The sequence below is a fragment of the Furfurilactobacillus rossiae genome (genome assembly GCF_013394005.1).
Lineage (GTDB): Bacteria > Bacillota > Bacilli > Lactobacillales > Lactobacillaceae > Furfurilactobacillus > Furfurilactobacillus rossiae.
Genome location: NZ_CP040586.1, coordinates 946,867 through 960,992, shown reverse-complemented (window position 1 = coordinate 960,992; position 14,126 = coordinate 946,867). Strand labels below are relative to the sequence as shown.

Here is a 14,126-nt window from a genome sequence, read left to right as displayed (position 1 = left end):
AGGTCAAGCTAGTCTGTACTGTTAATTATCCTCAGCCATCGTTTGTGCGAATCGATCTTCGTTCCAAATCTCAATTTCCAGCTGTGTTGCCTTCGCCAACTTACTCCCGGCATCCTCACCGGCGATAAGTAAGTCCGTATTCTTAGAAACACTGTTAGAAACTTTGGCGCCGTGAGCGGTTAACCATGCAGTCGCATCGGCACGGGTCATTTGTGTTAGCTTACCAGTCAACACTACCCGTTTGCCACCGAAGAATGGATCATACGCCGCAGCTACTGTATCAGGGCCATCATACGTCATGTTAACGCCGGCAGCGACCAACTCATTGACTAGCTCTTGAGCAGCCTCGGTACTGAAGTATTGTGCTACGGCATCGCCGATAGTCAGCCCCATGCCATCAATTTCTGCAATGTCATCTGCGGATGCTGTCATGACCGCTGTCATCGTCTTAAAGTGCTCTGCAACTTGCCGAGCAGCCTTAGCGCCAAGATGCCGAATGCCCAGACCAAACAATAACCGCTCCAAAGAATTATTGCGGCTGTTGTCAATCGCTGTCAATAAGTTTGTGGCTGATTTATCACCAAATTTATCTAAAGTTAACAATTCATCATGCTTCAGATGGTAAAGACCAGCCACATCACTAAGCATTTCACGATTGTACAATTGGGCAACTAAAGAAGGTCCTAAGCCATCAATATTCATCGCGTCTCGAGAAGCAAAATGAGTCAACCCTTCTGTGACCTGAGCTGGACACTTAGGATTGATACAACGTAGTGCTACCTCTTCATCAATATGAACGAGGTCTTTACCACAGGATGGACATTGCGTTGGAATCGCGTATGGTGCACTATCTGCGGGCCGTTTGTCCATGACGACTTCACCGACTTCGGGGATAATGTCACCGGCCTTATGCAACGTAACGGTATCGCCAACTCGGACCCCTTTTTCGTTTAAATAATCAGGATTGTGCAACGACGCGCGGGCAACTGTTGTCCCAGCCAACTGAACGGGATCCATTACTGCCGTGGGCGTGACAATGCCCGTTCGACCAACTGTCCATTCAATATCACGTACCACCGTTTGTTGTTCATCTGGCGGGAATTTGTAGGCAATTTCCCACCGTGGCACTTTGACGGTATTTCCCAGCTCATCTTGTTGAGAAACAGGGTTAACCTTAATAACAATGCCATCAATACCGTAGCTTAATGATTCACGTTGACCAGTGTATTCGTCAATATAAGCCTTAATCTCATCCATATTGTGGCACACGCGAGAATGTGGATTGATAGTGAAACCAAGTTCCTGATAACGCTGCAACGCTTCACTTTGAGTAGACGCACCAAGAGCTTCAAAGCTTGAGGTGTAATAGATAAACGTGTCTAAATTACGATCTGCCGTCACCTTTCGATCCAGTTGTCTTAGTGAACCAGCGGCCGCATTTCGCGGATTGGCAAATGGCGTTTTCCCTTCAGCTTCCTGACGTTCATTTAGTTTTGCAAACGACGCTTTAGGCATGTAGCATTCGCCCCGAACCTCAATAGAGAGAGGCTCGGTCAATGTCATCGGAATTGACTTAATGGTCTTCAAGTTAGCTGTAATATCCTCGCCAATATTACCATCACCACGCGTGGAACCCTGAACAAACTTGCCGTTTTCATAAACTAACGAAATCGCCAACCCATCAATTTTAAGTTCGCAATTATATTCCAGTTCATCTTGCCCTAAATTTTGCTTTGTACGGGCATCAAATTCGGCCAGTTCTTCAATCGAGAACACGTCCCCCATCGACAGCATTGGTACCGTGTGCGTCACCTTACTAAAGCCAGGCAGTGTCACATCGCCAACCTGCTGCGTTGGTGAGTCAGGCGTTACAATTTCAGGAAATGCCGCTTCCAAATCCAACAATCGTTGATAATGCATATCATATGTGTGATCCTCAACCGTTGGCGCATCCTGCACATAGTACTCTTTTCGCCACGAATCCAACTGTTCACGCAGTTGCGTAGCTTCTTGATTAGCCTGTGTGGTTGTTAGTTCCGATACTGGTTGATCTGCCATACTCTAACACTCCTCACTCGATTTGCATGTGCATCTAGACACAGATGCCAAACTCACCAAAACCTTTGATTAACTACCAATTAAACAGAGAATTAAGCCTTTGTAATTGGTGCAAAAGCTGCCAGTAACCGTTTAATGCCTTGCTCTGGGAAAGCAATGTCTAATTCAGCATCCTCACCTTGGCCGTTAACCTTCACAACGGTGCCTTCTCCCCACTTCTTATGGGTCACCTTATCGCCGGCAGCCCAACTAACTTGGTCAGCTCCCGTTCCCTGTGACCGCTCAACCTTTGTCGACTTGGTGCCAATTGGTTTACGTTTATAAGTGGTGGACAAAGCGGATTCTGTGCGTCTATCAAACGGTGTTTTCGGTCCTCCGGCTGTTAAACTGCCGGCACTATGATTTTCACTCTGAATCAAATCCGGATTAATTTCTTCTACAAAGCGTGACGCTGGGTTATTTTGCACGCGACCATACAATAGACGTGAAAATGCATTCGTCATGTACAGTTTTTGTTTAGCACGCGTAATCCCAACATAAGCTAACCGCCGTTCTTCTTCCAATTCATCCTCATCCATGACAGAACGAGAAAGTGGGAAGATACCTTCTTCGAGTCCCATCAAAAAGACAACCGGAAATTCAAGCCCTTTAGCGGCATGTAGCGTCATTAACGTGACGTTTTGATCATTTTCTTCATCGACGTCGTCCAAGTCCGAAACAAGGGCCAAGTCAGCCAGAAAATCAACAAACTTGTCACCACTACCTTCAGGTACAGGTTGATCAGCTGCTTCAACGTCAATTGGCGCAGCGGTTGTTGGTTCATAGGAATCATCAAACTGTTTTGTAACTGACAGAAATTCCTGCAAGTTTTCAACCCGGGCCTCATCCTCTAGTGAATGGGTCGCTTTAAGTGCTGGTAAATAACCAGTTTTATCTAGCAATTGTTCCGTCAAGTCCGTAACTGAGACAAATTCACGCATTTTGGTCAGTTCAGCCATCATCTGGCCAAACTCATCAAAACTGTTCCGTGCACGACTCGGAACATTGTTCGCCATCGTAACGTTCTGTGCGGCTTCCAATAAGCTCCAATTGTTGAAGTTTGCAAATTCACGCAATTTTTCAACTGAGCCGCTGCCGAGACCACGTTTTGGTTCATTGATAATGCGTTCAAAACTCATGTCATCTTGTGGATTGACAATCAGTGTCAAATAAGCCAATACATCGCGAATTTCCTTCCGGTCGTAGAATTTATGTCCACCGACCATGTTATAAGGGATATTGCTTTTAACCAACGCGTCTTCAATAGTCCGCGATTGGGCATTAGTCCGATACAGAATAGCAAAGTCACCGTAGTCCCGGTGATTTTCTCGCATTTGTGTCTCGATTTGAGCCACCACAAAATGCGCTTCATCACGTTCGCTTTGTGCGCGGTAATAAGAAATCTTTTCCCCACTACCATTATCCGTCCACAAATTCTTTTTCCGACGAATAACATTATTTTCAATCACTTCATTGGCAGCGTTTAAAATGGTTTGTGTTGAGCGGTAATTTTGTTCCAACATAACGGTTTGCGCCTCTGGATAATCCTTTTCAAAATCCAGAATGTTATTCATGTTGGCACCACGCCAGCCATAAATACTCTGATCAGCATCCCCGACAACACAGAGATTGTGAGATTTAGCCGCTAACATGCTGACCAACTTATACTGGGCATTATTGGTGTCCTGATACTCATCCACATGAATGTATTCAAATCGGCGTTGATAGCCTTCCAGCACATCAGGCGCCTTATCAAATAACTCGATCGTAAGCATAATCAAATCGTCAAAATCGAGGGCCTGATTGGCCTTGAGTTCACGTTGATAATCTTCGTAAACCGTTGCTGTAATTTGTTCAAACGGCGTATTTGCAGTCTTTACATAATCAGCTGGCGTCTGCAGATCATTTTTGGCATTTGAAATTGCGGCCAACAGTGAACGCGGATCATACTTCTTAGGATCAATATTCTGTTCTCGCAAAATTCGTTTAACCAACGTCCGCTGCTCACTAGTGTCAGTGATGGTAAATGCCCGGTTAAACCCAATCCGGTCAATGTCTCGACGCAATACCCGGACACACAGGGCATGGAATGTAGAAACCCAAACATCTTCTCCACTTTCGCCTAAAAGCTTAGCCACCCGTTCACGCATTTCGCGAGCAGCTTTATTGGTAAACGTAATCGCCAGCACATGCCACGGCTTAACGTCTTTTTCTTCAATCAAATAAGCAACACGATGTGTCAGCACTCGGGTTTTCCCTGAGCCGGCACCAGCCATGATCAATAATGGCCCCTCTGTTGTCTGAACAGCTTCCTGCTGCTTGTCGTTTAGTCCTGCTAATAATGTGGTTGCGCTCACGAAAATGTGCCTTCCTCTCGTAAAAATTCAGTAGTTCAAGTATACCAAAATCGACAGCGTCACACCATCATGTCGAACGTATGTTTTGAAAATAAAAACGACCACTTGCAAGATTTTCCTACTCACAAACAGTCACTCTATCAAAAATATTTATTTATTTTTGTCTAATCGACTCGGTGCCGGTGCCACTGGCCGTGCAGGATCCCAAATCGTCGTTGCCGACAACTGATTCAAAGCATCTTGAACCGTTGAAGCTTGAATCAACACATGCCCCGCGGCAGGAGAAATCAACCGACCACTTTTATGGTAGAACACAAATTCCCAATTAGATTTGATAATCCACTGTGTGCGAATGGCATTGAGTTGTTCATCGTCAAAGGATGCCAGAACCGTTGCCATGTATTGCTTCGGAATGGCCAATGGTAAGCCAGCAATCGCATGCAAATGTGCTTCAAACATCGTGATGTTAGCCGCCTTGTCAAACACCAAGCCGGACCGATCCATCGCCGGTGTTAAATCACGGAGGAAGAGATTGCCTGTGTCCGTGATCATGAAGCTTAACTGAAACACACCATAGTAATTGACGTTGTGGGCGACCGTTTGCGTAATCCGTTTAATCTCATCATTAACGTCATCTGAAATCCGGGCAGGTGCAATTGCGCGCATCAAACGTCCCTGTTGATAATTGGTTTCAATGATTGGAAACAGCCGGATTTGATCAGCCAATTCATTTTCTTGTGGATAGCCCTTAACCACCAGCACGGAAATTTCCTGAGCATTGGGGATTGTGGCCTCCAAAATGTGTGGGCCACGTTGCAGCATATCTGCTGCCAATGGCACATCGGCCTGTGAACGAATGGTTAACTGCTGTTCTTGTTCAATTCCCTTTTGCATTGGCTTCAACACAGCTGGATAGCCGATTGAAGCCGCCGAAGCGTAAATGTCATCCAGTTCAATAATCGTGGCATATGGTGGGATGTTGATATTGAGTCCTTCAAAAAAGGCCCGCTCTAATGATCGATCCTGCATCATCGCCAAGGTGTCGGACCCCTGTGGGACCTTTGTGAACTGAGCGATAAACGAAATCACCTCACTAGGCACATGTTCAGACTCGTAAGTGGCCACATCACAATTTTCAGCAAACGCCTGTAAACGTTGTTTGTTATCAAACGCGCCGGTGAACACTGCGTCGGCTAGACTTGCAATTTCACTGTTGGTTTCTGAGGTGTAAGCGGCCACATTGAGCCCCACACGGCGGGCTGCATTTACTAATAATGGTCCGTTTGAACTATTTCCAATAATGCCCAGCGTATCACCAGGGTATAAAACATTTCCCGTCACGGCACAGTCTCCTCTGTATCTAATTCAAATTTTTGATTATTAATGCACTTAGTGTAGGTGAACCGGTTCAGAATGACAAGTTGTTCGCCCGATAAGTGCATAATCAATTAGATTGATCGAAACGATTTAAATGATATTTTTCAATAATTGCAACTATTTTACTAGTGTATCCTGGATCCGTTGCGTACCCGTCCTTTTGCAAGGCTGCGGCGCCTGAACGATAATCCGTAGCGGCAAGAACGTCGCTATACTTGTTTGGATTCCAATCGACACCATTAACAAACAGTTGCGCGTGCGCTGCAAATGAAGCTTGCCAGTTGGGATACGTTCTAAACCGGGCATTAACTGTTTCATAGTGGTCGTTAACATACTCCAATGTACTTAAGACAACCCCCGGTTCATCCTGTCCTGCTTTAACACCAAAATAATTATGGTATTGGCTGGCTAACGTCGATTCGCCCCAATCAGATTCAAGGATTGCTTGGGCAATTTGTAAACTGGCCAGCACATGTGTCCGTTGTTGCAGTTGTTGTGCGTATGGTGCCACTTGGTTAATGAATTGCCGATGCTGTTTTGCCGTTCCGTCAATCTGTGAAGATTGTCCAGCAGGCACTAACACCCGTTTGCCAACACCGCCAAACGCTAGCGCGATAATCAAAATCGTCAGTGCCGTTAGCAGTGTGTTTAACCAACGCAAATGACCGCGATAGACAAAAAAGCCCTTTAGTGCTCGCCTAAAGCGCTTCATTCGACGACGCCAATTAATTTTTCGTCGCTTTTTTGCCACACCAACCGTCCTTTACTCTGTTAATTGCGTTTGATTTTCATTAAATCACAAAGTTGATGGTCCGTGCTAACTTTAGCAACGTGGCTAAGAAAAAATTAATGACTTTTAGATTGTACGGATGACAAGTCGCCAGCTACGCGGTTATTTGTCTCAATGCTAAAGTTTCAATCCTTCAATTATAGATGAAAGATAATACCAATCCCCATCGCTAAAGCAAACGAAATGGTGATGAGAATACAATTCTTAACCGCTAATACAAAACTTTTTGATTTAACCATCACAGCGCCAAACTGCCGATTGTTTTTGATGACGACTGGCACAATTAATAACGCTAATAATGTCAGTTTAGGCAGCGAACCGACCAACACTGCAGCAACCATGCAAACATATCCCAACGCATAGCCAATATTCCAGGCCCATAACATAATGCGTTGACCCAGCAAAACCACGATCGTCCGACGCTCATTTAGCTTATCTTCTTCGTAATCACACAGATTGTTTGCCAACATCAAATTACCGATGGCAAACACAGCCAATCCTGATGCTAATAAAACGTTACCAGCAAGGGGCCATGACAATTGCTGGGCTGGTGCTAAATTGACATAAACAGCTGCCAACATGATCACGTATCCCATGGTGACGCCAGAAAAAAGCTCGCCAAACGGCGTATTTGAAATTGGCAGCGGTCCACCAGCGTAAAAATAGCCAACAAGGAATCCAATGATCCCCATGCTCAAGAAAATCCAACTACTTGAGCCCCACGTCAATTTCAGCAAACCAAAACCAATAATCGCGGCGCCAGCAGACAAGCTCACAATAACCGTGATCGCCAGCCGAAGTGAAATGTGATAGTGACCCACGACGTTTGTTAGTTGTTTAAACGTTTTCTCGTCCTTTGCGTGCACGAAATCTTGAGTATTGTCATTGGCATTTACGGCCATGTGCATCAGCTCGATCACAATAAAAAAGAGCACACTATGTAAGAGATTAAAGGCGTGGTAATTGTACCAAACGTACAGTAGCCCTAACGTAAATGGCAACACGCTGGCAACTAATGACTGAAATTCAACAAATTCAAGAAATACTTTTGGTTTCATTTTGACCCCTCAAAACATTTTAGTATGGCGCAAAGCCTTTCGTTGACAAGCTTTCATCGATTCTGTAGCATAAAAAATAGTTAGTTCGATACTTTCATTATGCCCACGTCAGGGCATGTTGCCAAGTTCATTTCACCAATTCTAACTAAACTAATTTACATAATGCGGTTCAATGACCGTTTTACACAGAGAGGATGTTCACCAATATGGTGCACGCACTTTGGCAACAATTTCCAGCTATTAATAGAAAACTAAACGACCTCACACAATACCTCACAACAACGGTCCACTCTGGAAATACCGAAATTGATCAGCAAGTCACTGGCTTACTCACCAATGGTGGCAAACTGTTGCGACCTGGATTATTTTACATGTTCGCACAGTTGGGGCCTGTTCAGGATGAAAAGCGACAGCGAGCAGCGGCGGCAGCCATCGAACTGTTACACGTAGCAACTTTGATTCACGATGACGTGCTGGATGATGCTGAGCTACGTCATGGTCAGCCAACTTTACAAGTTCGCCATGGAAATAAAACCGCCATCTACACAGGTGATTTTCTGTTTACCAGTTACTTCGATGAAATTTTGAAAGCCACGGATAGTCATGCTGAAATTCAGTCAGCCAATGATATTATGCGGTTTATTTTAGCCGGTGAACTCAACCAGCTCGCTTTAAACTTTGATCCGCAAACAACAGTGACTGATTATTTAACAGAAATCGAGGGTAAAACAGCTCGTTTATTCGGTTTCGCGATGCAATTTGGCGTTGTTATCAGCAAAGGAACGTCAAGTGAGGCCAAAGTCGCTCAGCAAATTGGAATCGCGTTGGGGATGGCCTATCAAATCAGGGATGACATTTTAGATTATGTCGCTAATCCGTCAACAGCTACAAAACCGGTTCGCCATGATTTACGGGAGGGTGCGTTCACCCTTCCCCTCATTCTCGCAAGTCAAAACGACCCTGATTGGTTTGCCCAACATCTTCAAGACCAGCAACACCTCAATGACGAGGCTATCCAAGCAATCACTCAACACGTCATCGACTTAGACGGACCGACGCATGCTGAAGAATTAGCGCAACAATACACCGAAAAAGCGCAATCACTAATTACCACACTGCCAGAACCACTGTCAACTGAATTGAGTGCTCTTGTCTCACAACTGTTAGTTCGGCACGCTTAAAAAATAACAAGAATGTCATAAACACCGCCTAATAACACTAAACAGTGCTATTAGGCGGTGTTTTAATAAATAAATGCTCACATTTGACCGACCTTTGTATAGCATTCATTTGTCAGGATGGGTAGAATATATTTAACTGGAATCATTGGGAGGTTACCATCATTCAAATTGCATTACGCCGCGCAGTGGCCGCCATCACCGCCATCATTTTTGGCGTTATTTTTTTCACGGCCCTAGCTCGTCAATCAGGCGACTTTGGTCAGGCCCTGTGGCTTCAACCTTCAAGTTTATTTTTCATGTCACTCACCATCGGGGTATTCATGGTCGTGATTAATATGTGGCTGGGTCGTGCATCCGCAAAAGTGGCCAATTGGGTCAGCACGGTGGTGCTTGTCATTGCCGTGGCTGTTCAGGTGTATTTAGCCTTTCACTTCGTCGGCATCGGCAATACAGACCCTGCCTTAATGCGTTTGCAAGCGTTAAATTTAGCCAATGGGTCACATCATTGGTTTAGCTATTTCGCTTGGTATCCACACAATGTTAACCTGACCATTTTTCTCACCTGGATCATTGAGTTGTTTCATGTTCATTCAGCCGTCGCCACTGGTTATGTGCTGAACGTTCTTAATTTCATCTTGATCGACTTTACTTTGATCATGAGTTGGCGCTTAATTCGTCGTTATGTGGCGGCCAGTTCAGCAGCGATGTTTGCTATTCTTGCTGCCAGTTTTGCACCTTTTTACTGGTTCGCGCTCAACTTTTATGTTGACTCGGTTGCGGTTGTTATTCCGCTAATGATGGTGGTCTTTCTTAATCGTTACTTTTCACGGCAACAACCGTTGTCTAAGGCTGGGTATGCTGCATTACTGGGTGTCACATTCACCATTGGTTATTTAATCAAGCCTAACCTATTGATTGTGCCAATTGCCATTTTGATTTATTGGCTATTAGCCGCTCGGATTAATCGGACATCTGTTGTTCGTGGTTTGATTGGCCTAGTTGTGTTTGCCGCAATTTGGTTAGCTGGTGTTGGCGTGAGTCATGCTGTTCAGTCACATTATGGTTACCACGTCAACCAAAGCAAAACCTTACCGACATCCGCTTGGACAGCCATGGGATTGAATCAAGACAGTGAAGGCCGCTTCAACGAACATGATGCTCAAGCAATGAGTGGTCACGGTCGCAAAGAAAACATTAAAGCGACGCACAAAATCCTGTCTGACCGTCTTCAGGATGCTGGCATTTGGGGAATCATCAAACAAAGTTATCAAAAGACCATGACGATGTGGTCGACCGGTAACTTAGGGATGTTCCAATCACCAAATCAGTTCTTCAAACAGCCAAGTTTCTATCAGGAACACAAAAACAAATTACAATTTTTACTAGTCAATTTAACACAGATCGTTTACATCACTGTTTTAGGGGCCATGCTGATCGGGTCTGTGTTTGAAATGTTATCTCCTCGTCGCAACCAAGTCTTGTTCTATGAATTGATCGTCCTAGGAATTTATGGGATGCATATTCTGTTCTGGACAGTTGATGCTCATTACGCATACGTTACCTTTCCCTTCCTGTTCATGATGGCTGCCACCGGATTGCATGATATCAGCGATCTGTTACAGCAGTTCTTCGCCCATCCAGCGTATGGTGAGCGTGGCCGGACATGGACCGGGATTGTTACTCTGCTTATTTTTGCCATCGGTTTAGGTTATGCGGATCACCACAATCGCCAGCCACTGGTCGCCACCCCTGTTGTCCAAACACAAACGGTTTCCTCACAGATGGTGTCCAACTACGCACAGCATGACGCGATTAAACTAACGCCACATCACTCGCTTTCTGAGAAGATCGTTGCGAAACGACCATTTAGTCAGTTGAATTTGCCTGACGTGGCTAGTCAATCGGAAAACTTCTCGGTTGGATTGCGCATGAATCGGCAAACCGTTTACCAGTGGTCATCCTTGGACGTCGACGCCGGCACGGCAAACACGCTGCAAGATCCTGGCACGTATACATTACGGATTACGAATAGGACCAACCAACCGTTGTACATTCCGGCTACTGCTAGTCCGTACTTGCCATTATCAACTCATGCAATCAGCGGGCATCCCCACCGGTACCTGCTTTACCACGTTTTAAATGTGTTTAATACGCCGATTATTTCTAGCAAACAATATCAACTATTATTCATTAGTTTTGCGATTCTAGCCATCATCAGCTCGCTTGGTCTCGAATACTGGCCCAACCCTGACTGGAAAGAGCCTAAACTGGACTAACTTAATGAATGCTCTAAAACCAAAATAACCGCCAACGATTTTCACAACTCGTTGACGGTTATTTTGGTTCAAATCCTGCTTAACCCTTAATCTTCCCGCTTCAGCCACGTATTACTATCAGGCGTCAAATAACGGGCGTAGTGCCGCCGAAACTGCTGGCGATGCGCGTACGTGTCAAGTGGCCATTCAACGTTTGGTTGCACCTCATTAACAGCAAGTCGGTTAGCATAAACCAAATCAGCGACGCTTATCATGGAAATGAACAGTGGATTGTCGACCAATACCGATTGCCATTGATCCGTCAACAAACTCGCTGCGCGGATGGCGCGCGGGGTCTTGTTTAAGTAATCTTGCCAATCTGCATCTGTCATTGTAACTGCAGCCATGAACTTGTTCTCCTTACTCGTTAATATTTGCCACCCAACCTGGCGGCGTTTGCACACTCAATTCTTGTGGACCAACTAATACCCATAAAACGCGATGATAACCGTGTGCATCAATATTTGTTTCACCCTCACCGTCCGTCAGTATGACAATGAGTGACGTCGGTGTCTGCGAACAATCAGCCTTCAAATAATCGAAAACACTTTGGAAGCTTGTGCCGCCGCCAACGTGGCGTGCACGTAGTTTTTCAGCAACCTGTGAGGACGATGACAATGTGATGGGATCGTGAACCGCGGCATCAAACGGAATGACCGTGAGCGCCAGTTCATATGCACGCGTTAGACCAGTCAGTTCATTGATAAACCGAACTGTCGTCTGCGTTGAAATCGATGCTGATTCGTCAATAAAGGCCGTAACGGCGACCCGTCTTCTCGCTATTTGACCAGGCAGTGCCATGCGCTGTGGTTGACGACGATTGAATCGTGCTCGGCTATCCCGTTTGCCATGCGACACAGTGCCGATTAATTTGCTTAATATTGCGGTCCACGGCAAGTGCGCGCGTTGCTGTGAAAAGCTGACCAACTTTGCCTGAACAGTACTCGGTAGCTTGCCCCGTTGAGTAGGTGTGGTTCGCTCTAACGCCTGATTAATTCGTTGACGCAAGTTAGCACGAGCTAACTCATCGTTTACCGACGAACTGGCCCAGCCGTCGTGACTATCAGCGAGATGAGGTTCATTACGCTTTGATTCATTAAAAAATTCATCTTGCTGTCGCCCCGCCCCATCTGTGTGGCGAACTGCGGATAACTTTTTATCTATTACTGACCCTTGTGACGATGCCGTCAGTTCTTCACTGATCGTGTGATTATGATCTGTGGAATCCACAGTAACTTGATTCAAAGCAGCTAAATAAACGGCGGAATCAGCGTTACTCGGTAATTGACGTTGTAGACGTTGATTCAACCACCCAAGTGTCCATGCACCAGGGATCTGTGTGGTCATTACTTGATTGATTGCGACATCAGTAGCGATATCGACGTTTTGTCCTGATTCATGTAAGTAACGCAACGGATGCTGCCACAACAGATGTAAGGCCTCATGAACTAACAACGCCAGCAACAGCCCTTCGTTTTGAGCTTGTTGCCAGTGACAATCATTGACACGCAATATGATCGTCGATTGTGACCACACTAAGCCGAATAATGGCGCAAACGCACGCTGTCCATCCTTTAATCCTTCTGAAGGCGTCGTTACATGTTGCCGCGGCAACTGAGCAATTAGCTGCCCGTAAATAGGTTGCTGCTGTAACAAACGCATAATAGCCGCCTGTATGACACGCTCACTATTATCTCGATCTACTTTCGTTTGTTGATGAAATCGTTGCAATGCTTGGTTGATGTTAATGCCACTCATGCATTAAAGGCCTGGCCGTTCATAATATTCAACACCGTTTTACCTAGTGTTTTTGAAGCTTCGTCAGTCGCACGTTGCAGCGCAATCAGCCAACCATCTTGCTGGCCCAACGAATTGACCACTGCAAACTGTCCGTCAACGGGAAGTTGTCGTAGCAAAGTCAGCCACCTAGCAGCATAAATACCTGTCGTTAATGGCATCTCGGTCAATTTCCCGGCCGCAATCAACAACGACTGCTGTTCGCCTATCGATAAAGCACTGAAGGCATCAGCAATCGGTTCATCAAGAATAGCACCAGCATCTGCATGTTTAAACAGATCAGTGACGGTGATCCCCCGAGTCAAAAATTGATTGAACTTAGCCCCTACCGTTTCGCCTAAATCACCTGTGATGATGTCAAACTGAAGGGCTTGTTTAACTGCCTTGGGTGCGTTGTCCAATTGCGATAAATTAGTTGATACACGTTGCCAGGCTCGTGGCGTCGGATAAACGTCATCGTCGTGCTGAAGTGGCCGCAAATCATTTGGCTGTTGCGTTAAATAATCGCGTACTGACCGAATAATATTGGGATGCCCTGTACCATCAGTTTGTCGCGCCCACGCTAACCAATCTGGTGTGCTGGCACTCATCACTAGCCGAGTAGTGCGGTCCTTAATGGCGTCATCTCCGGCCGTAACCCCGTACAGTGAATCAGCAAAACCTTGCATTTGTGAGTCTGGATTTTCAGCCAATACGAGTTTAACCTGCTGTGGTAGCACCAAATCATTAATCTGTCGTTGTAACACTAGGTTCATTAACTCGCTCTGAACGGCCTGGGTACCGCGATTAAACTCATCAAGAAACCAAATAATCGGCTGGTCTGGATGCTGTTCCGCATATTGAATGATGGCCACCAACGTATGCGCATAACCATACTGAACATCGGCCAAGCGTCCATACTGATTCGTTTGAATGAAACTATCTGCTGTTAATGGTGGCACTGGGATGGCTAAATCGCCCTTTTCAGACAGACTGACAACCGTCGTAAAGAGCTGCGCGTTCATTTTTTGCGCAACAGCTGCCACTAAAGCAGACTTACCAATCCCAGCCTCGCCAACAATATTAGGCACATTGCCAGCCTTAATGACAACCGGTACTGCGTCCATCAATGCGTTAAATGAAAGAGCCACACAATCCCTCCTCTAACAAAACTC

General features: G+C 45.6%; 10 protein-coding genes. 2 read left to right on the top strand and 8 right to left on the bottom strand.

What is annotated here, in order from left to right; genetic code table 11:
- Positions 1-21: 21 nt before the first annotated feature.
- The 5 genes from ligA to LROSL1_RS04495 all read right to left on the bottom strand — a co-directional run bounded on the left by ligA (position 22) and on the right by LROSL1_RS04495 (position 7,679).
- On the bottom strand, positions 22-2,058 hold the full coding sequence (ligA, locus tag LROSL1_RS04515; protein ID WP_178913869.1) for an NAD-dependent DNA ligase LigA: 2,037 nt from the start codon (positions 2,056-2,058) through the stop codon (positions 22-24).
- A gap of 92 nt (positions 2,059-2,150) precedes the next feature.
- Complete coding sequence (gene pcrA / locus LROSL1_RS04510) at positions 2,151-4,454, bottom strand: DNA helicase PcrA (RefSeq protein WP_178913868.1); 2,304 nt, start codon at positions 4,452-4,454, stop codon at positions 2,151-2,153.
- A 150-nt stretch (positions 4,455-4,604) separates the two neighbouring features.
- A complete protein-coding gene (locus tag LROSL1_RS04505; RefSeq protein ID WP_178913867.1) occupies positions 4,605-5,795 on the bottom strand; it encodes an ATP-grasp domain-containing protein in 1,191 nt (396 codons plus the stop codon).
- 103 nt (positions 5,796-5,898) lie between these two features.
- Complete coding sequence (locus LROSL1_RS04500) at positions 5,899-6,582, bottom strand: glycoside hydrolase family 73 protein (protein WP_225440555.1); 684 nt, start codon at positions 6,580-6,582, stop codon at positions 5,899-5,901.
- A 176-nt stretch (positions 6,583-6,758) separates the two neighbouring features.
- Entirely contained in the window at positions 6,759-7,679 is a 921-nt protein-coding gene (locus tag LROSL1_RS04495; protein WP_178913866.1) for a prenyltransferase, read from the bottom strand.
- 206 nt (positions 7,680-7,885) lie between these two features.
- On the opposite strand from LROSL1_RS04495, the gene LROSL1_RS04490 reads away from it, so the two are divergent.
- A complete protein-coding gene (locus LROSL1_RS04490) occupies positions 7,886-8,860 on the top strand; it encodes a polyprenyl synthetase family protein (RefSeq protein WP_178913865.1) in 975 nt (324 codons plus the stop codon).
- 185 nt (positions 8,861-9,045) lie between these two features.
- The gene (locus tag LROSL1_RS04485; protein ID WP_178913864.1) at positions 9,046-11,136 is read left to right on the top strand and encodes a glycosyltransferase family 39 protein; all 2,091 of its coding nucleotides are present in this window, start codon (positions 9,046-9,048) and stop codon (positions 11,134-11,136) included.
- Positions 11,137-11,222: 86 nt separating this feature from the next.
- On the opposite strand, the gene LROSL1_RS04480 is transcribed toward LROSL1_RS04485, so the two are convergent.
- From LROSL1_RS04480 to LROSL1_RS04470, 3 genes are read right to left on the bottom strand one after another with little or no spacing between them, the layout of a single operon-like run.
- Positions 11,223-11,522, bottom strand: a complete 300-nt coding sequence (locus tag LROSL1_RS04480; RefSeq protein ID WP_017262701.1) for a hypothetical protein — start codon at positions 11,520-11,522, stop codon at positions 11,223-11,225.
- 13 nt (positions 11,523-11,535) lie between these two features.
- Positions 11,536-12,933 carry a vWA domain-containing protein gene (locus tag LROSL1_RS04475; RefSeq protein ID WP_178913863.1) on the bottom strand — a complete coding sequence of 466 codons (1,398 nt, stop codon included), beginning with the start codon at positions 12,931-12,933 and terminating at the stop codon, positions 11,536-11,538.
- Positions 12,930-14,102, bottom strand: coding sequence for an AAA family ATPase (locus LROSL1_RS04470; RefSeq protein WP_178913862.1), 1,173 nt, complete (start codon positions 14,100-14,102; stop codon positions 12,930-12,932). Before LROSL1_RS04470 ends, LROSL1_RS04475 begins: the two co-directional genes overlap by 4 nt.
- Positions 14,103-14,126 lie beyond the last annotated feature (24 nt).

Excerpts from the sequence above, each read along its gene's own strand:
- ligA (WP_178913869.1), bottom strand. The coding sequence starts at position 2,058 with ATGGCAGATCAACCAGTATCGGAACTAACAACCACACAGGCTAATCAA.
- LROSL1_RS04495 (WP_178913866.1), bottom strand. The coding sequence starts at position 7,679 with ATGAAACCAAAAGTATTTCTTGAATTTGTTGAATTTCAGTCATTAGTT.
- LROSL1_RS04490 (WP_178913865.1), top strand. The coding sequence starts at position 7,886 with ATGGTGCACGCACTTTGGCAACAATTTCCAGCTATTAATAGAAAACTA.
- LROSL1_RS04480 (WP_017262701.1), bottom strand. The coding sequence starts at position 11,522 with ATGGCTGCAGTTACAATGACAGATGCAGATTGGCAAGATTACTTAAAC.
- LROSL1_RS04475 (WP_178913863.1), bottom strand. The coding sequence starts at position 12,933 with ATGAGTGGCATTAACATCAACCAAGCATTGCAACGATTTCATCAACAA.